General features: G+C 74.0%; 22 protein-coding genes. 10 read left to right on the top strand and 12 right to left on the bottom strand.

The genetic code is table 11. From position 1 onward, the window contains the following. Nucleotides 1-78: 78 nt before the first annotated feature. Genes Sdagh_RS14175 through Sdagh_RS14185 form a run of 3 tightly spaced genes read left to right on the top strand, consistent with a single transcriptional unit; the run spans nt 79 to nt 3,142 of the window. Nucleotides 79-1,371 (top strand): magnesium transporter MgtE N-terminal domain-containing protein, encoded by a 1,293-nt coding sequence (locus Sdagh_RS14175; protein WP_189415270.1) that lies wholly within the window; start codon nt 79-81, stop codon nt 1,369-1,371. Further along, nucleotides 1,355-1,966, top strand: coding sequence for a DUF1003 domain-containing protein (locus Sdagh_RS14180; RefSeq protein WP_189415272.1), 612 nt, complete (start codon nt 1,355-1,357; stop codon nt 1,964-1,966). Before Sdagh_RS14175 ends, Sdagh_RS14180 begins: the two co-directional genes overlap by 17 nt. Nucleotides 1,967-2,008: 42 nt before the next feature. Further along, nucleotides 2,009-3,142, top strand: a complete 1,134-nt coding sequence (locus tag Sdagh_RS14185; RefSeq protein WP_189415274.1) for an Mrp/NBP35 family ATP-binding protein — start codon at nt 2,009-2,011, stop codon at nt 3,140-3,142. Between the two features lie 85 nt (nt 3,143-3,227). On the opposite strand, the gene Sdagh_RS14190 is transcribed toward Sdagh_RS14185, so the two are convergent. From Sdagh_RS14190 to sigE, 5 genes are all read right to left on the bottom strand, one after another. Further along, entirely contained in the window at nt 3,228-3,899 is a 672-nt protein-coding gene (locus Sdagh_RS14190; protein ID WP_189415276.1) for a hypothetical protein, read from the bottom strand. A gap of 209 nt (nt 3,900-4,108) precedes the next feature. Continuing rightward, on the bottom strand, nt 4,109-4,549 hold the full coding sequence (locus tag Sdagh_RS14195; RefSeq protein ID WP_190077493.1) for a sec-independent translocase: 441 nt from the start codon (nt 4,547-4,549) through the stop codon (nt 4,109-4,111). Between the two features lie 165 nt (nt 4,550-4,714). Further along, the gene (locus tag Sdagh_RS14200) at nt 4,715-6,265 is read right to left on the bottom strand and encodes a S1C family serine protease (protein WP_190077494.1); all 1,551 of its coding nucleotides are present in this window, start codon (nt 6,263-6,265) and stop codon (nt 4,715-4,717) included. A 76-nt stretch (nt 6,266-6,341) separates the two neighbouring features. Further along, complete coding sequence (locus tag Sdagh_RS14205) at nt 6,342-7,385, bottom strand: anti-sigma factor family protein (protein ID WP_190077495.1); 1,044 nt, start codon at nt 7,383-7,385, stop codon at nt 6,342-6,344. Continuing rightward, entirely contained in the window at nt 7,382-8,164 is a 783-nt protein-coding gene (gene sigE, locus Sdagh_RS14210) for an RNA polymerase sigma factor SigE (RefSeq protein WP_189415283.1), read from the bottom strand. Before sigE ends, Sdagh_RS14205 begins: the two co-directional genes overlap by 4 nt. 172 nt (nt 8,165-8,336) lie before the next feature. On the opposite strand from sigE, the gene Sdagh_RS14215 reads away from it, so the two are divergent. Further along, entirely contained in the window at nt 8,337-9,035 is a 699-nt protein-coding gene (locus Sdagh_RS14215; protein ID WP_306888858.1) for an O-methyltransferase, read from the top strand. A gap of 84 nt (nt 9,036-9,119) precedes the next feature. Here Sdagh_RS14215 and Sdagh_RS14220 read toward each other — a convergent pair whose 3' ends face one another. After that, nucleotides 9,120-9,287: a DUF3117 domain-containing protein gene (locus tag Sdagh_RS14220; protein WP_003966491.1), complete on the bottom strand. Its 168-nt coding sequence runs from the start codon at nt 9,285-9,287 to the stop codon at nt 9,120-9,122. A gap of 388 nt (nt 9,288-9,675) precedes the next feature. Between Sdagh_RS14220 and chcB the strand changes: the two genes are divergently transcribed. After that, nucleotides 9,676-10,479, top strand: coding sequence for a 2-cyclohexenylcarbonyl CoA isomerase (gene chcB, locus Sdagh_RS14225; RefSeq protein WP_189415285.1), 804 nt, complete (start codon nt 9,676-9,678; stop codon nt 10,477-10,479). Nucleotides 10,480-10,483: 4 nt separating this feature from the next. On the opposite strand, the gene Sdagh_RS14230 is transcribed toward chcB, so the two are convergent. Both Sdagh_RS14230 and Sdagh_RS14235 read right to left on the bottom strand, forming a co-directional pair. Next, a complete protein-coding gene (locus tag Sdagh_RS14230) occupies nt 10,484-11,068 on the bottom strand; it encodes a DNA-3-methyladenine glycosylase I (RefSeq protein ID WP_190008656.1) in 585 nt (194 codons plus the stop codon). Continuing rightward, complete coding sequence (locus Sdagh_RS14235) at nt 11,065-11,466, bottom strand: DivIVA domain-containing protein (RefSeq protein ID WP_226535114.1); 402 nt, start codon at nt 11,464-11,466, stop codon at nt 11,065-11,067. The genes Sdagh_RS14230 and Sdagh_RS14235 overlap by 4 nt, the downstream gene beginning before the upstream one ends. Nucleotides 11,467-11,656: 190 nt before the next feature. Between Sdagh_RS14235 and folP the strand changes: the two genes are divergently transcribed. Continuing rightward, the gene (gene folP, locus Sdagh_RS14240; protein WP_189415291.1) at nt 11,657-12,517 is read left to right on the top strand and encodes a dihydropteroate synthase; all 861 of its coding nucleotides are present in this window, start codon (nt 11,657-11,659) and stop codon (nt 12,515-12,517) included. 5 nt (nt 12,518-12,522) lie between these two features. Here the strand turns inward: folP and Sdagh_RS14245 are convergent, their stop codons facing one another. Beyond that, entirely contained in the window at nt 12,523-13,281 is a 759-nt protein-coding gene (locus Sdagh_RS14245) for an LOG family protein (protein WP_189415293.1), read from the bottom strand. 135 nt (nt 13,282-13,416) lie between these two features. Beyond that, entirely contained in the window at nt 13,417-14,496 is a 1,080-nt protein-coding gene (dapE, locus tag Sdagh_RS14250; protein WP_190008652.1) for a succinyl-diaminopimelate desuccinylase, read from the bottom strand. A gap of 84 nt (nt 14,497-14,580) precedes the next feature. On the opposite strand from dapE, the gene Sdagh_RS14255 reads away from it, so the two are divergent. Then, the gene (locus Sdagh_RS14255) at nt 14,581-15,588 is read left to right on the top strand and encodes a VldE C-terminal domain-containing protein (protein ID WP_190077496.1); all 1,008 of its coding nucleotides are present in this window, start codon (nt 14,581-14,583) and stop codon (nt 15,586-15,588) included. A gap of 295 nt (nt 15,589-15,883) precedes the next feature. Next, nucleotides 15,884-16,321: an ATP-binding protein gene (locus tag Sdagh_RS14260; protein ID WP_189415298.1), complete on the top strand. Its 438-nt coding sequence runs from the start codon at nt 15,884-15,886 to the stop codon at nt 16,319-16,321. Nucleotides 16,322-16,508: 187 nt separating this feature from the next. Here Sdagh_RS14260 and Sdagh_RS14265 read toward each other — a convergent pair whose 3' ends face one another. Continuing rightward, nucleotides 16,509-17,603, bottom strand: coding sequence for a bifunctional succinyldiaminopimelate transaminase/glutamate-prephenate aminotransferase (locus Sdagh_RS14265; protein WP_190077497.1), 1,095 nt, complete (start codon nt 17,601-17,603; stop codon nt 16,509-16,511). Nucleotides 17,604-17,695: 92 nt separating this feature from the next. Then, a complete protein-coding gene (fdxA, locus tag Sdagh_RS14270) occupies nt 17,696-18,016 on the bottom strand; it encodes a ferredoxin (RefSeq protein WP_003973842.1) in 321 nt (106 codons plus the stop codon). Between the two features lie 141 nt (nt 18,017-18,157). Between fdxA and Sdagh_RS14275 the strand changes: the two genes are divergently transcribed. Beyond that, nucleotides 18,158-19,171, top strand: a complete 1,014-nt coding sequence (locus Sdagh_RS14275; RefSeq protein ID WP_189415302.1) for a GNAT family N-acetyltransferase — start codon at nt 18,158-18,160, stop codon at nt 19,169-19,171. Continuing rightward, nucleotides 19,168-20,049, top strand: coding sequence for a transglutaminase-like and tetratricopeptide repeat-containing protein (locus Sdagh_RS14280; protein ID WP_189415304.1), 882 nt, complete (start codon nt 19,168-19,170; stop codon nt 20,047-20,049). Before Sdagh_RS14275 ends, Sdagh_RS14280 begins: the two co-directional genes overlap by 4 nt. Nucleotides 20,050-20,061: the final 12 nt, after the last annotated feature.

Here is a 20,061-nt window from a genome sequence, read left to right on the forward strand (position 1 = left end):
CCGTCCGAGCGGGCAATTCGGAAAAGAGACACAGCAGGTAACGGCCTTCCCGCCCTCTCACACGAAGGAGCCGCGAGCATGGCAGCGGGCGCCCCCCGGATCTTCGTCTCGCACCTCTCCGGTGTCGCCGTCTTCGACCCCAACGGCGACCAGGTGGGGCGGGTGCGCGATCTGGTCGTCATGCTCCGCGTCGGACAGAAGCCCCCGCGTCTCCTCGGCCTCGTCGTCGAACTCTCCACCCGCCGCCGCATCTTCCTGCCGATGACCCGGGTCACCGGCATCCAGTCCGGCCAGGTCCTCACCACCGGCGTGCTCAACGTCCGCCGCTTCGAGCAGCGGCCCACCGAGCGCCTCGTCTTCGGCGAACTCCTCGACCGGCGGGTCACCCTCACCGAGACCGGCGAGGAGGTCACCGTCCTCGACCTGTCGGTGCAGCAGCTCCCCGCCCGCCGCGACTGGGAGATCACCCAGGTCTTCGTCCGCCGGGGCCGCAGCGGCGCCTTCCGCCGGACCAGGGGCGAGGCGCTCACCGTGGAGTGGACGGCGGTCACCGGGTTCTCCGCGGAGGAACAGGGACAGGGCGCGGAGAACCTCCTCGCCACCTTCGAGCAGCTCCGCCCCGCCGACCTCGCCAACGTCCTGCACCACCTGTCCGCCAAGCGCCGCGCCGAGGTCGCCGCCGCCCTCGACGACGACCGGCTCGCCGACGTCCTGGAGGAACTGCCGGAGGACGACCAGATCGAGATCCTCGGCAAGCTGGCCGAGGAGCGCGCCGCCGACGTCCTGGAGGCGATGGACCCGGACGACGCCGCCGACCTGCTGGGCGAGCTGCCGGAGGCCGACAAGGAGCGGCTGCTGAGCCTGATGAAACCCGCCGACGCCGCCGACATGCGCCGGCTGATGGCGTACGAGGAGCACACGGCCGGCGGTCTGATGACGACCGAGCCGATCGTGCTGCGGCCCGACGCCACCGTCGCCGACGCCCTCGCCCGGGTCCGCAACCGCGACCTCTCCCCCGCGCTCGCCGCCCAGGTGTACGTCTGCCGCCCGCCCGACGACACGCCGACCGGCAAGTACCTGGGCACGGTCCACTTCCAGCGGCTGCTGCGGGACCCGCCGTACACGCTGGTCGGCTCGATCATCGACGACGACCTGCAACCGCTGGACCCGGACGCGGCGCTGCCCGTGGTCGCCGGGTTCTTCGCCACGTACGACATGGTGGCGGCGCCCGTGGTCGACGACTCCGGGTCGCTGCTGGGCGCGGTCACCGTGGACGACGTACTGGACCACATGCTGCCCGACGACTGGCGGGAGACCGAGTACCACCTGGAGGAGGAAGAGGGGGTGCGCGCCGATGGCACCGGAGCGTGAGACGACCGTACGGGAGCGGGCCGTGGCCGGGGCGACGGCCACCTCGCGGCACCGCGGGCCCCGCCTCGACCAGCCGCGCTCACCGCGCCGCCGGCTGCTGCCGGAGTGGGACCCGGAGGCGTTCGGCCGGCTGTCGGAGCGGATCGCGCGGTTCCTGGGCACCGGGCGGTTCATCGTCTGGATGACGGTCGTCATCATCGTGTGGGTGGTGTGGAACATCGCCGCGCCGGCGCAGCTGCGGTTCGACGAGTACCCGTTCATCTTCCTGACCCTGATGCTGTCCCTCCAGGCGTCCTACGCGGCCCCGCTGATCCTGCTCGCGCAGAACCGGCAGGACGACCGGGACCGGGTCAACCTGGAGCAGGACCGCAAGCAGAACGAGCGGTCGATCGCCGACACCGAGTACCTGGCCCGGGAGATCGCCGCGCTCCGGATCGGTCTGGGCGAGGTCGCCACCCGGGACTGGATGCGGGACGAGTTGCAGGAGATGCTCAAGGAGCTGCAGTCCCGGCGCGACGGCCACCGGTCCGGGACCGACGCGATACCGGCAGTCCCGGCGAAGCGGCCGCGCGGACGTGACGCAGACGACCGCTGACGGCCTTTCCGGGGGGCCCGCCGGGCGCCGTACCATCTCCTTATGGCTACGGAAGACGCGGTGCGCGAAGCACTGGCGACGGTGAACGACCCCGAGATCAACCGGCCCATCACCGAACTCGGGATGGTCAAATCGGTGGAGATCGGTGCGGACGGGGCGGTCGCGGTCACCGTGTACCTGACGGTCTCCGGCTGCCCCATGCGGGACACCATCACCCAGCGGGTGACCGACGCCGTCTCGCGGGTCGAGGGCGTCACCCGCGTCGACGTCACCCTGGACGTGATGAGCGACGAGCAGCGCAAGGAGCTGGCCGGCGCGCTGCGCGGCGGCCAGACCGAGCGCGAGGTCCCCTTCGCCAAGCCCGGCAGCCTCACCCGGGTGTACGCGGTCGCCTCCGGCAAGGGCGGCGTCGGCAAGTCGTCGGTGACGGTGAACCTGGCCGCGTCGATGGCGGCGGACGGTCTGAAGGTCGGGGTCGTGGACGCCGACATCTACGGCCACTCCGTGCCGCGCATGCTGGGCGCCGACGGGCGTCCCACCCAGGTCGAGAACATGATCATGCCGCCGTCGGCGCACGGCGTGAAGGTCATCTCCATCGGCATGTTCACGCCAGGCAACGCCCCCGTCGTGTGGCGCGGCCCGATGCTGCACCGCGCCCTCCAGCAGTTCCTGGCCGACGTGTACTGGGGTGACCTGGACGTCCTGCTGCTCGACCTGCCGCCGGGCACCGGCGACATCGCGATCTCCGTCGCCCAGCTCGTGCCGAACGCCGAGATCCTGGTGGTGACGACGCCTCAGCAGGCGGCGGCCGAGGTGGCCGAGCGGGCCGGCGCGATCGCGGTGCAGACCCACCAGAAGATCGTCGGCGTGGTCGAGAACATGTCCGGGCTGCCCTGCCCGCACTGCGGCGAGATGGTCGACGTCTTCGGCACCGGTGGCGGCCAGCTCGTCGCCGACGGCCTGACCCGCACGACCGGCGCCTCGGTCCCGGTCCTCGGCTCCATCCCGATCGACGTCCGGCTCCGCGAGGGCGGCGACGAGGGCAAGCCGGTCGTCCTCTCCGACCCCGACTCCCCGGCGGGCGCGGCCCTGCGCGCCATCGCGGGGAAGCTGGGGGGCCGGCAGCGCGGCCTGTCCGGGCTGTCGCTGGGGATCACTCCGAAGAACAAGTTCTAGAAGAACGCGTCTGCGAGGACACCTTCCGAGGGACGCGTTCCAGGAGCCCCGTCAGGGGGCGCCGCCCCCCGGCGGCGCCCCGGGCTCACGCGTACTCCGCCACGTCCTTCACCACGGCGAACGCCAGCCCGTACGCGCTCATCCCCCGCCCGTACGCCCCGAGGTGGACGCCCTGCTCGGCGGAGCCGGCCAGCACCCACCCGAACTCGGACTCCCGGTAGTGGAACGGTGTCGGCACCCCGTCCACCGGCAGGGACAGCGTGGACCAGTCGGGGCCGTCGAGGTCGTCGGCGAGGACCCACGCCGTCTCCGTCTGCTGCTCCAGCCAGTCGTCCCGCAGGGAGTGGTCCATCTGCCCCGGCCAGGTGAAGGACAGCAGTCCCACCCCGGCCAGCCAGGCCGCCGAGGAGACCGACGTGGCCTCCAGCATGCCGGTGCCGTCCGCGCTGCGCCGCACCGGGTTGGCCGCGACGGTCACCACGACCGCGAACTTCTCCTTGGCGTCCTGGTCGTCGCCCGCCACGTGCTCGTTGCGCACCGACGGTTCGTCACCGTGCCCGATCGACCCGTGTTCCACGGCCCCGTCGGCGGCCGTGCCGACCTGCATCAGCCAGCGCGGCCCGGTGAACGCCTCGTCGAGGCCGTACCAGGGAAAGGGCGCACGCAGATAGCCGTCGACCGCGCGCCGGGCGGAAGGGGACTCTTCTCCGCCCTCCGCGGCCGGCGCCTGCGCGACTGCCCGACTCGTCGTCTCCATGTGCCCGGACGCCTCCTCGCTCTCGTCGGACCGGCACGGCCCGCCCCCCTTCGGGCGTACTCGTACGATCCGCGCAACAAGTCGGCAGCATAGCCACCCCGCTGGGGACAGCCGGGAACGCGCCCGGTGCGGGGGTCCCACGGACGGCCGGTTCCGGCCGCGCACCACCGCAACGGAGTATGACAAGCGTCACGCCCGCCGGGGTCGGCTCAGGTGGCGTCCGCGTCGAAGGGCGGGCGCTCGTCGCGGGCCACGCCCTCCGGCTTCTTGACCATGTCGACCACGGGCTTCTTGCTCATGTCGACCCGGCCGGACGACGACTCGGACTCGCGGCCCTGGACGGCGTCGGCGACCTCGGCCATCTCCTTCTTCAGGTCGAAGCCGTTGCGGATCTCCTTGAGCCCCAGGTCCTCGTTGTCCAGCTGCTTGCGGATGAACGTCTTGGGGTTGAGGTCCTCGAACTCGAAGTCCTTGAACTCGGGGCCGAGCTCCTGCCGGATGTCCTGCTTGGCGCTCTCCGAGAACTCGCGGATCTTCCGGAGCGTGCGCGTCACGTCCTGGATGACCTTGGGGAGCTTGTCCGGACCGAAGACGAGCACGGCGAGGACGATCAGCGTCACCAGCTCTAGCGGTCCTATGTCATTGAACACCTGAAGCTCCTTGGGATGTCCGGGCCGCCTCCACGGTACCCGCCCACCCCGTGAGACCGGTACAGTCCCGTCCGCTCCTTGTGCGTCCGTCCGGCCGCTTTCCGCATTGTTTGCCTTACCGGTGGCCCGCGGGCCTTGTGCCGGACGCGGCGGTGCGGGCCGTCGTCAGCCGCCGTCCGAGGAGCCCAGCACCAGGGAGGCCCGCCGCACCGCGCCGGCCCGCTCCACGGTGAGGTCCAGGCGGTCGCCGGGGCGGTGGGCGCGGACGCGGACGATGAGTTCCTCCCCCGAGTGGACCCGGCGTCCGTCCACGGCGGTGACGACGTCCCCCGCCCGGAGGCCGGCCCGGTCGCCGGGGCCGCCCTCGGTGACTGCGGGGCCGCCGTCACCGTCTTCGGTGCCGACCCGGGCGCCGTCACCGGCGTAGTCCATGTCGAGGGTGACGCCGATGACCGGGTGGGTGGCGTGCCCGGTGCCGATCAGTTCCTCGGCGACGCGCTTGCCCTGGTTGACGGGGATGGCGAAGCCGAGCCCTATCGAGCCGGCCCGGCCGCCCTCCGGGCCGGTGGCGCCGTCGGCGGAGCGGATGGCGGAGTTGATGCCGACGACCCGGCCGGCGGCGTCCAGGAGGGGGCCGCCGGAGTTGCCGGGGTTGATGGGCGCGTCGGTCTGGAGGGCGTCGACGTAGGAGACGTCGCTGCCGTCGGCCTGCTCGCCGCCCGCCGTGATGGGCCGCCGGGTGGCGCTGATGATGCCGGCGGTGACGGTGCCCGCCAGGTCGAAGGGGGCGCCGATGGCGACGACGGGGTCGCCGACCCGGACGTTGTCGGAGTTGCCGAGGGGCACCGGGGTGAGTCCGTGGACGCCCTTGACCCGGACCACGGCGAGGTCGTAGCCGCTGTCCCGGCCGACGACGGTGGCCTGGGCGGTGTCGCCGCTGTGGAACGTCACCGTGATGACGCCGTCGGCGCCGGCGGGTGCCACGACGTGGTTGTTGGTGAGGATGTGGCCGCGGGTGTCGAGGACGAAGCCGGTGCCGGTGCCCGCTTCGGCGGCGCCGCTCACATGGAGCGTGACGACGCCGGGGAGGGCCCTGGCCGCGATACCGGCGACGCTGTCCGGGTCCCGGCCGGCCGGTTCCTTCGCGGCCTGGGGCAGTTCCACGGTCCCGAAGCCGCCGTCGCGCTCCAGCCATACGCCGACGACACCGCCGGCCAACCCGGAGACGAGGGCCAGCAGGAGGGCCGCGCCGGCCAGCGCCTTCCGCGTCCGCCCGCGGCGCCGGGCCGGGGTGCCGGGCCCGCCGTGCCGCTGAAGGGGCCCGGCGGGCCGGGAGACGGCCCAGGGGTCGTAACGCGCCCAGGGGTCTCGGACCTCGGACGCGGCCCCCGGCACGGGTTCCGCCGTGGCCGGGAGCGGCGGGGCGGCGGGGGGCACGGGGGCTGGGGCCGACGAGGCGGCGGGGGGCGCCGGCGGGGCGGCAGGAGCCGTCGGCGCCGGGAGCTGGACCGGCGGGGCGGCGGAGGCCGGGGGCTGCACCGGCGGGGCGGGGGCCCAGGGGCCCGGTGTGCCGTACGGCGGGGTGTCGTGGAGGTCCGGGTCCTGCGGGGGCCGGGGGTGGCCGACGCCGGCCGGCGCGGGACGGGACCGCTCGCAGTCGCGCTGACCGGCGCGGTCGTCCCGGTCGGCTCCGTCCTCCCGGACGTCCTCGTTCATGCTCTCCCCACAGCTGGCCGTGGCTCGGCCGGTCGACTGCGCGTCCCCCTGGATTCAATCAGGTCCGGCGGACCGGTCAGGGCACGGAGGGGAACGAGGAGGCGGCCGGGGTGGCCGAGGGAGCGGTGGCCGGGGACGGGGCCGGGGCCGGGTCGGGGGCGGGTCCGGCGAGCAGGCCGGGCGCGGTGACCTCGGCCACCGTGGCCCAGGAGGTCAGGGTGACCGGCGGAACGGCCTCGAAGGGACGTATCAGCGGGGACATGGCGACGGCGCCGGCCATGACCGGGGCGGTCAGCGCCTGGACGGCCCGGTCGTCGGGGCCCGCGGAGGGCGCCGGCAGGCCGGGCAGCAGCGGCGCGGAGACCGAGGCGGACACCGCCGGGCTGTCACCCGGCGCCGCCTGGCCCGCGGCCTGTCCGAGCAGTGGCGTGAGGGAGCGGCGCCGCTGGGTGTCGGGGGCCGTGGCCGAGCCCGCGCCCTGGGTGCGTGCCGGGGTGACATTGCTGCCGGTTCCGGCGCCGCCGCGGGCCTCCGCGGTGCTGTCGGGCGTGCCCGCGGTGACCCCGCCGAGGGCGACCGCGGCGAGCGACACCGCCCCGGCGGCGGCGAACGCGAACCGCAGCCCGCGGGAGGCCGACCGGTCGGAGTCCGGCCGTCCGACGTCATGGACGCGGAAGCCGCGGCCCGGCGTGGCGGGCGTCAGCACGGAGGAGGCGGGCGGGCGGGACGGGACGTAGTCGAACGCGAACCGCCCGCCTCGCCTCACCCCGAAGACTCCGGCGGTTCCGCCGGCTGCCGTGGTGCCGTCGCCGAAGCGTCCGGCGAGGTCCGGAAAGCCGGGCAGCGCATCACCGCCGGCGGGCGGGCCGTCCCCGCCGGGCAGGCCCTGGAGGCGGGCCAGCAGGCTCTCGGACGGGGCCGGTCCCGCGGCCTTGGCGAAGACGTTCTTCAACCGGCGCTGGGCGTCCACCTCCGCCTTGCACTTGGGGCAGGTGGCCACGTGCGCCAGCACGCGCTCGCGCGCGTCATGACCGAGCTCGCCGTCCACCAGGGCGGAGAGTCGGTCTCCCAGATGCTGCTCTGCGAGGTGTCCCTCGGGTTTCGGCCGTGTACCGCTCACGCGCTCGCGCCCCCTCCTCCCAGTGCGGGAACGCGGGCCATGAAGGAGCGGCGCTCGGCGCGCGCCTGAGGAGAGCGGTGCGCGAGGGCCTTGCGCAGCTGGGAACGGCCGCGGTGGATACGGGACCGGACCGTGCCGAGCTTCACGCCCAGGGTGGCGGCGATCTCCTCGTAGGACAGCCCCTCGATGTCGCACAGGACGACGGCGGCGCGGAACTCGGGCGCGAGGGTGTCCAGCGCCTGCTGGACGTCGGCGTCGAAGTGCGCGTCGTTGAAGACCTGCTGCGGGGTGGGCTCCTTGCTGGGCAGCCGCTCGGCGGCGTCCTCCCCGAGGGCGTCGAAGCGGATGCGCTGCTTGCGGCGGACCATGTCCAGGAAGAGGTTGGTCGTGATGCGGTGCAGCCAGCCCTCGAAGGTGCCCGGCGTGTAGGTCGACAGGGAGCGGAAGACGCGGACGAAGACCTCCTGGGTGAGGTCCTCGGCGTCGTGCTGGTTGCCGGTGAGGCGGTAGGCCAGCCGGTAGACCCGGCCGCTGTGGGTGCTGACGATCTCCTCCCAGGTGGGCGGAGTCCACGCCGGAGCGTCCGCGTCGGTGGCGAAGGTCGCGGTCCGGTCGGGGCCGGCGGGGCCGGCGGCGTGGCTGTGGTCAGCAGCGGTGTCGTTCACGGATTTCGGCCTGCCCGCCGATCCGAGGAAGCGCCGCAGCACTCCCGCGCGATCCCCGGGCGCGGCCGCACCTCCCCTGTCGGCTCTGGTGGTGTCCAGTGGAGCCCCTACCATAGCCACCTCGCCCGTTAGCTCCGGATAAGCGGTTTTACGAGAATTTGATTCGGGCCGGTCCGGCTCGTACGGCTGCGTCAGCACTTGCTCGGCGCCTTGTGCCATCCCGTGCCCCCCGTCGCGGACCGCTCGCCCGTTCGTCTCTCCCGTACCCCTGTAAACGACCGGTCCCATCTGCGGGTTCCCGACGCCAACGGATACAGTCACGCCGAGGCATCGACGGGGACAGGAGAGGGTCATTACCGGCAACCGGCAGACGAGCTGGGCGTTCGCCGACGCCTATGTCGCCGAGGACGACGCGCTGCGCTGGGCCCGGGACCGGGCGCACGACGCGGGCCTGCGCTCGGTGACGCCCGGCACGGGCTCCGCGCTGCGGTTGCTCGCCGCCGCCGTGGACGCCAAGGCCGTCGCGGAGATCGGCACCGGCTGCGGTGTCTCCGGTATCCACCTGCTGCACGGCATGCGGCCGGACGGGGTGCTCACCACGGTCGACCCGGAGCCGGAGCACCAGCAGTTCGCCCGGCAGGCGTTCCGCGCCTCCGGGTTCGCCAGCAACCGGGCGCGGTTCATCCCGGGCCGGGCCCTGGACGTCCTGCCCCGGCTGGCGGACGCCGGCTACGACCTCGTCTTCTGCGACGGCGACCGGCTGGAGTACCTCGACTACCTCGCCGAATCGTTGCGGCTGCTGCGGCCGGGCGGTCTCGTGGTGTTCGAGGGCGTCTTCGCGAACGGCCGGACGGTCGGCTCGGGCCCGCAGCCCACGGAGGTGCTGCGGCTGCGCGAGCTGCTGCGGGCGGTGCGGGAGAGCCAGGAGCTGGTGCCGTCACTGCTGCCGGTGGGCGAGGGCCTGCTGTGCGCGGTCAAGCGCTGAGGGAGCGGGACCGGTCCGTCATGACAGTCGCCCCGGTACCGCGTGCGGCACCGGGGCGACTGGACATGTAGGGTCGCTTGCGCGTCAGCCGACGACCTTCTTGAGGGCATCGCCCAGTGCGTCGGCCTCGTCAGGGGTCAGCTCGACGACGAGTCGACCGCCGCCTTCGAGCGGAACGCGCATGACGATGCCCCGCCCCTCCTTGGTCACCTCGAGCGGGCCATCGCCCGTCCGCGGCTTCATGGCCGCCATGCTCGTTCCCCTTCCTGATACCAGTACATCGTCCAGGCCGACGGCCCACGAGGGCACGCGCAGCCCTGTACTAGGGACACGCGACACCGGCATCGAACACATTGCTTCCAGGCCATTATCCCGCATCGCAGGACCCGATGACCAACATCGGTCGGCATCGCTTGGACAACGCGCGCGAGCAAAACCACTCAATTCGGCGAGGGGACTGCGATACTGCGCGCCCGTACGCACTTCCACCGAATGACCACGGACCGGAATTCTTTGACGCAGCTCACACCCGGTCCGCGTGCCCCGGCCCCGGTGATCTCCGTCATGCTGTCCCCGGACGAGTCAGACGAGGGCGTGCCGACGGGTGCGCCGGCACGCCGCGACGCGGAGGGGACACACCATGGCCGACACCGTGCTGTACGAGGTGAGCGACGGGCTCGCGACGATCACGCTGAACCGCCCCGAGGCGATGAACGCGCTGAACGTCGAGACGAAGGTCGCCCTGCGCGAGGCGGCGCGGGCCGCGGCGCAGGACGACGCCGTACGGGCCGTCCTGCTCACCGCCGCCGGTGACCGGGCGTTCTGCGTCGGCCAGGACCTCAAGGAGCACATCGGGCTGCTGGCCGCCGACCGGGAGAGCGGCTCGGGGCAGACCATGAGCACGGTGGCCGAGCACTACAACCCGATCGTGCGGGCGCTGGCCGGGGCGCCGAAGCCGGTGGTCGCCGCGGTGAACGGCGTGGCGGCGGGCGCGGGCCTCGGCTTCGCGCTGGCGGCCGACTACCGGATCGTCGCGGAGACGGCGTCCTTCACGACGTCGTTCGCCGGCGTGGCGCTCACCGCCGACTCCGGCGTCTCCTGGACCCTGCCGCGGGTGGTCGGCCCCGGGCGCGCCGCCGACCTGCTGCTCTTCCCGCGCAGCATCGACGCGCGGGAGGCGTACGAGCTGGGGATCGCCAACCGGCTCGTCCCCGCCGCCGAGCTGCGCGGCGAGGCCGAGAAGACGGCCCGCGCGCTGGCCGAGGGCCCGACGGTGGCGTACGCGGCGCTGAAGGAGTCGATGGCGTACGGGCTGACGCACTCCCTGTCCGAGACCCTGGACAAGGAGGAGGAGCTGCAGACGCGGGCGGGGTCCTCGGAGGACCACGGCATCGCGGTGCGGGCCTTCGTGGAGAAGCGGAAGCCGGTGTACCTGGGCCGGTGAGGCGTCAGGCCCGCCGGGCCACGCAGTCGGCGAGGTGGTCGTCGACCAGGCCGCAGGCCTGCATCAGGGCGTAGGCCGTGGTCGGGCCGACGAAGCGCAGACCGCGCTTCTTGAGCGCCCTGGACAGGGCGGTCGACTCGGGGGTGATCGCCGGGACGTCCGCCAGGGTCCGGGGCACCGGGCGGCCGGCCGGGTCGGGGGCGTGGGACCAGATCAGAGCGTCCAGCTCGCCCGGAGCCCAGCCGGCCAGCACCCGCGCGTTGGCGAGGGTCGCGTCGATCTTGGCGCGGTTGCGGATGATGCCCGGGTCGGCGAGGAGGCGCTCACGGTCCTCGTCGGTGAACTCCGCCACCGCGTCGATCTTGAACTCGGCGAAGGCGGCGCGGAAGCCGGGGCGGCGGCGCAGGATGGTGATCCAGGACAGCCCGGACTGGAACGCCTCCAGGCTGAGCCGCTCGAACAGCGCGTCGTCGCCGTGGACCGGGCGGCCCCACTCCTCGTCGTGGTACGCCACGTAGTCGGCGGTGGACAGGGCCCAGGGGCAGCGCGGCGCGCCGTCCGGGCCGACGGCGGTGGCCCGGTCGCTCACCTGGCCTCCTCCCCGGTCTCTCCGGTCTCGCGGATGTCCCCGGCCCCCCGGATGCCCCCGGTCCGCTGCTCGGCGGGGGCGTGGTGGGCCGTCGTGGCGCCGGCGCCCGCGAGGGCGGCCTCCAGGTCGGCGATGCGGGCGTCGCGCTCGGCCAGCTCGGCGCCGAGCCGGCCGAGGGCGTCGTCGACGTCGGCCATGCGGTAGCCGCGGACGGTGAGCGGGAAGCGCAGGTTCTCCACGTCGGCGCGGTGCACCGGGCGCTCGGCGGGCAGCGCGTCGGCCGGCCGCTCGGGCGCGGCCTCCGGCAGCGGGCCGCTCTCACCGCCGCCGACCACGGCGAGGGTCACCGCGGCGACCACCACGGCGAGCGCGATGACGAGGAACAGGAACATAACCACCGCTGAAGCCCCCACGGTCGATGATCGGACGGAGTCGGCCCGGCTCGGCCCGCGGACGGAGAGCCCGGACCGGAGTCGGGTGTGTCAGGTCGATCGTGCCATGCGAGTCTGACAGCCGGGGCCGCAGGCGGCCCGCGACCGGTTCCGCGCACAGGACGGACACAGGCACTCGGAAATGAGGACACAGGGGATGCTCAGGCTGGGCAGGCGCGTATTCGAGGCGCACGAGCCGGTGATCATGGCGATCGTGAACCGGACCCCCGACTCCTTCTACGACCGGGGCGCCACCTTCGACGACGGCCCGGCGCTCGCGCGGGTGGAGCGGGCGGTCGCCGAGGGCGCCGCGATCGTCGACATCGGCGGGGTCAAGGCCGGCCCGGGCGACGAGGTCAGCGCCGAGGAGGAGGCGCGCCGCACGGTCGGGTTCGTCGCCGAGGTGCGGCGGCGCTTCCCGGACGTCGTGATCAGCGTGGACACCTGGCGGCACGAGGTCGGCGAGGCCGTCTGCGAGGCCGGCGCGGACCTGCTGAACGACGCGTGGGGCGGTGCCGACCCGAAGCTCGCGGAGGTGGCCGCGCGGCACGGCGTGGGCCTGGTGTGCACGCACGCCGGGGGCGCCGAGCCGCGCACCCGCCCGCACCGGGTGGCGTACGACGACGTGATGGCCGACATCCTCCGGGTGACCGTGGGCCTGGCCGAGCGGGCGGTGGCGCTCGGCGTGCCCCGGGAGTCGGTGCTGATCGACCCCGGGCACGACTTCGGCAAGAACACCCGGCACAGCCTGGAGGCGACCCGGCGGCTGGGCGAGATGGCGGGGACGGGCTGGCCGGTGCTGGTCTCCCTGTCCAACAAGGACTTCGTCGGCGAGACCCTGGACAAGCCGGTCGACGAACGGCTGCTGGGCACCCTGGCGACGACGGCGGTCTCGGCCTGGCTCGGCGCCCGGGTGTACCGGGTGCACGAGGTCGCCGAGACCCGCCAGGTGCTGGACATGGTCGCCTCCATCGCGGGGCACCGGCCGCCGGCGGTGGCCCGCCGGGGTCTGGCGTAGGAGCCCTACCGCCCGGCCTCCTTGGAGACCAGCGCGACCGCCTCGTCCACGTCGTCCGTGACGTGGAACAGGAGCAGGTCCTTCTCGGCCGCCTTGCCCTGGGCGACCAGGGTGTTCTTCAGCCAGTCGACCAGGCCGCCCCAGTACTCCGTGCCGAACAGGACGATCGGGAAGCGGGTCACCTTCTGGGTCTGGACCAGGGTGAGGGCCTCGAAGAGTTCGTCCAGGGTGCCGAGACCGCCGGGCAGGACCACGAAGCCCTGCGCGTACTTGACGAACATCATCTTCCGGACGAAGAAGTACCGGAAGTTGAGGCCGATGTCGACGTACGGGTTGAGGCCCTGTTCGAAGGGCAGCTCGATGCCCAGGCCGACCGAGGTGCCGTTCGCCTCCAGGGCGCCCTTGTTGGCCGCCTCCATGGCGCCCGGACCGCCGCCGGTGATGACGGCGAACCCGGCCTCCACCAGGCCCCGGCCCAGCCGGACCCCGGCCTCGTACTCGGGCGAGTCGGCGGGGGTGCGGGCGGAGCCGAAGACGCTGATGGCGGGCGGGAGTTCGGCGAGCGTGCCGAAGCCCTCGATGAACTCGGACTGGATGCGCAGCACCCGCCAGGGGTCGGTGTGCACCCAGTCGGTGGGGGCGCGCTCGTCCAGCAGCCGCTGGTCCGTGGTGCTCGCCTTGACCTGGTCCCGCCTGCGCAGGACCGGCCCCGTGCGCTGCTCGTCCGGCGGCTGCTTCTTTCCTGCGGGGTTGCCGGTGGGCATAGGGGCTCCCTTGCGTCGTGCGGTCGTCCGGGTCGTACGAAGGTGCAGGTCGTTCCTCGGCAGCGTAGAGCGGCACGGGTTACGTGCGGGGTACCTCAGCATGTCCGCCGCGCAGCGGCTCAAACCACGCCGCTCTCAGGCGGTCAGCCAGGACCGCAGGCGCTCCTCGCCGGCGAGGATCTTGGCGACCTCGACGCGTTCGTCGCGCTTGTGGGCCAGGTGCGGATCGCCGGGGCCGTAGTTGACCGCGGGGACGCCGAGCGCGGCGAAGCGGGAGACGTCCGTCCAGCCGTACTTGGGCTGCGGGGTGCCGCCGACCGCCTCGATGAAGGCCGCGGCGGCCGGGTGGGACAGGCCGGGCAGGGCGGCGCCGCTGTGGTCGTCGACGACGAACTCCGCCACCCCGCAGCCGGCGAAGACCTCCCGGACGTGGGCGAGGGCCTCCTCGGGCGTACGGTCCGGGGCGTAGCGGAAGTTGACGGTGACCACGCACGCGTCGGGGATGACGTTGCCGGCCACTCCGCCGGAGATCCCGACCGCGTTGAGGCCCTCGCGGTACTCCAGGCCGTCGATCGTCGGGTACCGGGGCTCGTAGGCGGCGAGCCGGGCGAGGATCGGGGCGGCCGCGTGGATGGCGTTGGAGCCCATCCAGCTCCGCGCGGAGTGCGCGCGCTCCCCGGCGGTCCTCAGCAGTACCCGCAGGGTGCCCTGGCAGCCGCCCTCGACCTGGCCGTCGGAGGGTTCGAGCAGCACCGCGAAGTCCCCCTCCAGCCACTCCGGGTGGGCCGCGGCCACGTGCCCCAGCCCGTTCCGGTCGGCGGCGACCTCCTCGTTGTCGTAGAAGACGAAGGTCAGGTCGCGGTTGGGGGCCGGGACGGTGGCGGCGATGCGCAGCTGTACGGCGACGCCCGCCTTCATGTCGCAGGTGCCGCAGCCCCACAGCACGCCGTCCTCGTCGAGCCGGGAGGGGACGTTGTCCGCGATCGGCACGGTGTCGATGTGCCCGGCGAGGATCACCCGCTGCGCGCGGCCGAGGCGGGTGCGGGCCACCACGTTGTTGCCGTGCCGGTCGACCGTGAGGTGCGGCAGGGCGCGCAGCGCGTGCTCGATCGCGTCGGCGAGGGGCTTCTCGGAGCCGCTCTCGGAGGGGAAGTCGACGAGCCGGGCGGTCAGCTCGGCGGCGTCCAGCGTGAGGTCAAGCGGGGTGTCGGCCATGGCCCGACCCTAACGCCCCGGTCCTTTCGGGCACCGCTCGTGCCTGACCGGACATCGAATGTGCCCTCAAGTACCTTGTACCGCGTGCTAGAACCGCCCCCCACCAGCAAGTACCGAGGCCGTCTGCTCCGTTTCGGGGCGGCCCTGACGGTGCTGACCGCGCTCGCCGGTTATCTCCTGATGCAGTACCTCACCGCGGGCACCGGCGGGTCGGACTGCGCCGTCGTCTCGGCGGACGGTGACGGCGAGGAGTACGACTTCGCCCCGGAGCAGGCGGTGAACGCGGCGACCGTCACCGCCGTCGGCACCGCGCGCGGCCTGCCCGAACGGGCCGTGACGATCGCCCTGGCCACCGCGCTCCAGGAATCGGCGCTGCACAACATCGGCCACGGCGACCGGGACTCGCTCGGCCTGTTCCAGCAGCGGCCCTCCCAGGGCTGGGGCACCCCTCGGCAGATCATGGACCCGACCTACGCGGCCGGGACGTTCTACGACCACCTGGTCGAGGTGCCCGGGTACACGCGGCTGCCGCTGACCGTCGCCGCCCAGCGGGTGCAGCGCAGCGGCTTCCCCGAGGCGTACGCCCGGCACGAGCGGCAGGCCGCGCTGCTCGCGGCGGCGCTGACCGGCCGGAGCGCGGCCACCCTGACCTGCGCGGGACGCCCGTCCGCCACCCCGGCCGACGGCCCGGACGGGGTGCGGGCGGCGCTGGTGCGGGACTTCGGGCGCGGGGTGCTCCGGCCGGGCGGGGCGGGGTCGGGGGCGGGCACCGCCCCGGTGGCGCTGTCCGCGCGGTCCGCCGGGGCCGCGCGGTCGGGCCCGGCGGTGCCGGTCGTGGTGAGCGGTCCGGACGGGCGGGCGGTGACGCTGCCCGTGTCCCCCGGTGCGCCGGACCGGGACCGGCGGCGCGGGTGGCAGCTCGCGCACTGGGCGGTCGCCAACGCCTCCGCGCTGCACCTCGAACGGGTGGTGTACGCGGGCCGCGAGTGGACCGCCGGAACCGTCGGGGGCCGGTGGCGGCCGCTGGGGGCGTCCGGTGCGCGGGGTACCGAGCGGGGCGGCGGAGCGGTCCGGATCGTCACCGCGCGGTAGTGCGAGCCGTCATCCGGACGGCTGACCCGTACGGTCTCCCGGCGGCGCGGCGGGCGGCTTTCCGCCCGGTGATCCGCCGGGGCGCCGGAATCCTTGGGAACACGGGGCCGTAAGGATTCGGCAGACTTTCCGACCGGAGCCTTTTGCCCGTTTTTCTGCGCACCCGATAATGCGACGCATTGCCAACTCTTTACGTCGGGCCGCCGCAACCTTCCCCGCCTTCGAGCGGTAGTCACTGCGTCCGCCAGGACCGCATCACCGTTGACTCACCGTTGACTTCCGTCGAAGGAGCATCATGTCCCTCCCCCTGACCCGCCGGATCGCCCGTGCCGCGCTGCTCGTCGCTGCGGGAGCGGCCGCCGGGGTCGGTGCGGCCGGCTCCGCCAGCGCGGCCGCGGAGCTGCCGGCCACCCCGAACCTCAGCGGGCTGACCGCCCTGGACGGGGCGAACGTCGGCACCGCCGTGGACTCCGCCGCCCAGAACGTCACCGAGACCGCGGGTGAGGCCGGCAGCAAGGCCGTGAAGAAGGCGGTGCCGGCCGCGGGCAAGACCGGCGGCGCGGTCGTCAAGAAGGCCACGCCGGCCGCGCAGAAGGCCGCCGGGGACGCGGCGGGCTCCGCCGGGGACCTGGTCGGTGAGACGGCGCGGACGCTGCCCGCGGCGGACTCGGTCGGCAAGGGGCTGCCGGCGACGGGGACGCTGCCGGTGCAGGGGCTGCCGCTGGGCGGCTGACGCCGCGGAGCCGGTGCGGGGCCCGGGGGGATGCCCCCGGGCCCCGTTTCCGTGTGTGTCCGCGGCTACGGGGGCGCGGCACCACGTCTCGAACGGTGCCCGGCGTGGGTCGCCGTGCCCACCCTCCCCCAGTGCGTGAACGGCCTGGGAGGTGCCCCCGCCGCACGGCTGCCCACGGCTGGGTGGGTCAGGTGAGACGGTGGGCGGCTGCCGTCACCCGGTCGTCCGTGGCGGTCAGGGCGACGCGGACGAAGCGGGCGCCGGCGGGGCCGTAGAAGTCGCCGGGGGCGACCAGGATGCCCAGCTCCGCCAGGTGGGCCACGGTGTCCCAGCAGGACTCGTCGCGGGTGGCCCACAGATACAGGCCGGCCTCGCTGTGCTCGATGTGGAAGCCGTGGCCGAGCAGCGCCTCGCGCAGGGCGGTGCGGCGGGCCGTGTAGCGCTCGCGCTGGACGCGGACGTGCTCGTCGTCGCCGAGGGCCGCCACCACGGCCGCCTGGGTCGGCGCGGAGGTCATCATGCCGCCGTGCTTGCGGATCTCCAGCAGCGGGCCGAGCACGGCCGGGTCGCCGGCCAGGAAGGCCGCCCGGTAGCCGGCCAGGTTGGACCGCTTGGACAGGGAGTGGACGGCGACCAGACCGTCGTAGGAACCGCCGTTGACGTCCGGGTGCAGGACCGAGACCGGGTCGGCCTCCCAGCCCAGTTCCAGGTAGCACTCGTCGGAGGCGACGAGGACGCCGTGCTCGCGGGCCCAGGCGACGATCCGGGTCAGCTCGGCCCGGGACAGGACCTTGCCGGTGGGGTTGGACGGGGAGTTGAGCCAGAGGAGCCTCAGGTCCGCCGGGTCCAGCTCGGTCGGGTCGTCGTAGGCGAGGAAGTCGGCGCGGGCCAGGCGGGCGCCGACCTCGTACGTCGGGTAGGCCAGGCGCGGGAAGGCCACCCGGTCGCCGGGGCCGAGGCCCAGCTGGGTCGGGAGCCAGGCGACGAGTTCCTTGGAGCCGACGACGGGCAGGACGTGGCGGTGGGTGACACCCCGGGCCCCCAGGCGCCGCTCGGCCCAGCCGGTGATCGCGTCGCGCAGCGCCGGCGTGCCCCAGACGGTCGGATACCCCGGGGAGTCGGCCGCGTCGACCAGGGCCTTCTGGATCAGCTCGGGCACCGGGTCGACCGGCGTGCCGACGGAGAGGTCGACGATGCCGTCCGGGTGGGCCGCGGCCGTCGCCTTGTAGGGCGCCAGCTTGTCCCAGGGGAAGGTGGGGAGTCGGTCGGTGACTGCGGACACGGGGTTCTGGCTCACTTTCTGGTGCGCTGCGGCCGTCTCACGGCGAACGCCCCGGTCCCGAGCGGGACCGAGGCGGCGCGTTGTGCGGACCGCTACTGGTTCTGCGGCGGCAGCGCGGCGACGAAGGGGTGGTCGCGCTCGATCAGGCCCAGCTTGCTGGCGCCGCCGGGCGAGCCCAGCTCGTCGAAGAACTCGACGTTCGCCTTGTAGTAGTCCTTCCACTCCTCGGGAGTGTCGTCCTCGTAGAAGATCGCCTCGACCGGGCAGACCGGCTCACAGGCACCGCAGTCGACGCATTCGTCCGGGTGGATGTACAAGGACCGCTGGCCCTCGTAGATGCAGTCGACCGGGCACTCCTCGATACACGCCTTGTCCTTGACGTCGACACAAGGCTGCGCGATGACGTAGGTCACGCTGTCGTTCCTCCTCGATACGGGCGCTGGCGGGCCTCCTCAGGCTCCGCCGCCTGGCGCGCGGGAGCGCGGCGTCGTCGATGCCCGCCTCTAGTATCTCCGTTCTTGGGCATGATCCGAACAGGAGGGGTGAACCGACCCGTGGAAATCTCTGGCGCCGGGCGTCTCAAGGTCCGTATCACCGCCGCTGACGTGGGCAAACGGGTCTCGGTACGGCGGTCGACGGGGAGCGACGCGCCGGGCGGGAAGTTCGCCGACACGGTGGGCGTTCTCACATCCTGGGACGACGGTGTGCTGCTGATCACACGCAAGGGCGGCGAAACCGTCCGGATCGGTGAATCCTCGCTGGTCGCGGGCAAAGTGGTGCCCTCCGCCCCGGCGCGCAGGCGCGGGCCGGCCGCGTCCTACGGGGAGCTGGCGCGGATCGCCGCGCGCGGCTGGCGCCCGGTGGAGAGCGAGCGGCTCGGTGACTGGGAGCTGCGGGCCGCCTCCGGGTTCACCCGGCGGGCCAACTCCGTGCTGCCGCTGGGCGATCCGGGGCTGCCGCTCGACGAGGCGCTGACCGCCGTACGGCACTGGTACGACGCGCGCGGGCTGCCCGCGTACGTCCAGACCGCCACCGGTGGCGAGGGCACCCAGGAGGGACTCTGCGCGGAGCTGGAGCGGCGGGGCTGGACGCGGGAGGTGAGCGCCGAGCTGTGGACCGGGAACCTGGCGCCCGTCGCCGACCGGCCCGGGGGCGCGGGGGTGGTCCTGTCCCGGACGGCGGACGAGGGGTGGCTCGCGCGGTATCAGCGCAAGGGCGTGAGCGAGGTGGCGCTGAAGGTGCTGGGCGCCGGGGCGTCGGTGTGGTTCGCGTCGGTGCCGGGCCCGGACGGGGACGGGCCGGCGGCGATCGGGCGGTGCGTGGTGGACGGGCGCTGGGCCGGGTTCGCGGCCGTGGAGGTGGACCCCGCGCGGCGGCGGCGGGGGCTCGCTACGACGGTGATGGCGGCGCTGGCCCGGCGGGCGCTGGAGGAGGGCGCGTCGGCGGCCTGGCTCCAGGTCGAGACGGACAACGCGGGGGCGCGGGCGATGTACGCCAGGAGCGGGTTCGCCGCGCACCACGCCTATCACCACTACCGGGCGCCGGAGGAGACCGGCGGGCACCGGTGAGCGGCGGCCGTTCCCCGTTCTCGCCCCGGCCCCCGTCGCCCGGCCGGAGCGCCGGGCTGCGCCGCCGGTTCGCCGAGGAGGCGCGGTCCGGGCGGCCCGACCTGGCCGCGCTCTGCCTGCTGCTGGGCGCGGTGGCGGACGACGCCCTGGACGAGGACGGGATCGACGCCGCGCAGCTGGAGCTGGACCGGCTGGCGGGACAGCTCCCGTTCCGGCCCGGCGGGCCCGCCGCCTGGGCCGTCGCGCTGCGCGACCTGCTCGGCGGGCGGTACGGGTTCGAGGGCTCGGCCGCGGACTACCGGCGTCTGGAGTCGTCGCTGCTGCACCAGGTGCTGGTCCGGCGACGCGGGCTGCCGATCCTGCTGTCGGTGGTGTGGATCGAGGTGGCGCGGCGGGCGGGCGCGCCGGTGTACGGGGTCGCGCTGCCCGGCCACTTCGTCGTGGGGTTCGGACCGGAGTCCGGGCCGTACGGGGAGCGGGTGCTGGCCGATCCCTTCGCCGGGGGGCGGCTGCTGACGGGGGCGGACGCGGAGCTGCTGGTGACGGGGGCCACCGGGGAGGCGTTCGCGCCGTCGATGCTGTCGCCGGCCGATCCGCTGGACGTGGTGCTGCGCGTCCTGAACAACGTACGGGCGTGGGCCGAGGCCCGGCCGGAACGGTCGGACGTGGCGCTGTGGGCCGTCGAGCTGTCGCTGCTGCTGCCCTCGCACCCGGCGCGGCTGCGGTACGAGCGGGCACGGCTGCTGGTGCGGCGCGGGGAGTTCGCGGCCGGGGCGGCGGAGCTGGAGGCGTACGCGGAGGTCGTGGGGGCTGTGGACGCGGCGGCGGCCGAGCGGGTGCGGGCGGAGGCGTCGGCGGCCCGGGCGCTGCTGAACTGACCTGGCCGAGGG

This window comes from Streptomyces daghestanicus (assembly GCF_020521275.1).
Classification (GTDB): domain Bacteria; phylum Actinomycetota; class Actinomycetes; order Streptomycetales; family Streptomycetaceae; genus Streptomyces; species Streptomyces griseoviridis.

What these genes read in the sequence shown, in the direction of transcription:
- Sdagh_RS14220 (WP_003966491.1), bottom strand. Translation starts at nt 9,287, where the DNA reads ATGGCGGCCATGAAGCCGCGGACGGGCGATGGCCCGCTCGAGGTGACC.
- Sdagh_RS14185 (WP_189415274.1), top strand. Translation starts at nt 2,009, where the DNA reads ATGGCTACGGAAGACGCGGTGCGCGAAGCACTGGCGACGGTGAACGAC.
- chcB (WP_189415285.1), top strand. Translation starts at nt 9,676, where the DNA reads ATGGCCGACACCGTGCTGTACGAGGTGAGCGACGGGCTCGCGACGATC.
- Sdagh_RS14245 (WP_189415293.1), bottom strand. Translation starts at nt 13,281, where the DNA reads ATGCCCACCGGCAACCCCGCAGGAAAGAAGCAGCCGCCGGACGAGCAG.
- Sdagh_RS14175 (WP_189415270.1), top strand. Translation starts at nt 79, where the DNA reads ATGGCAGCGGGCGCCCCCCGGATCTTCGTCTCGCACCTCTCCGGTGTC.
- Sdagh_RS14190 (WP_189415276.1), bottom strand. Translation starts at nt 3,899, where the DNA reads ATGGAGACGACGAGTCGGGCAGTCGCGCAGGCGCCGGCCGCGGAGGGC.
- sigE (WP_189415283.1), bottom strand. Translation starts at nt 8,164, where the DNA reads ATGGTAGGGGCTCCACTGGACACCACCAGAGCCGACAGGGGAGGTGCG.
- Sdagh_RS14180 (WP_189415272.1), top strand. Translation starts at nt 1,355, where the DNA reads ATGGCACCGGAGCGTGAGACGACCGTACGGGAGCGGGCCGTGGCCGGG.
- Sdagh_RS14260 (WP_189415298.1), top strand. Translation starts at nt 15,884, where the DNA reads ATGTCCCTCCCCCTGACCCGCCGGATCGCCCGTGCCGCGCTGCTCGTC.
- dapE (WP_190008652.1), bottom strand. Translation starts at nt 14,496, where the DNA reads ATGGCCGACACCCCGCTTGACCTCACGCTGGACGCCGCCGAGCTGACC.
- folP (WP_189415291.1), top strand. Translation starts at nt 11,657, where the DNA reads ATGCTCAGGCTGGGCAGGCGCGTATTCGAGGCGCACGAGCCGGTGATC.
- Sdagh_RS14200 (WP_190077494.1), bottom strand. Translation starts at nt 6,265, where the DNA reads ATGAACGAGGACGTCCGGGAGGACGGAGCCGACCGGGACGACCGCGCC.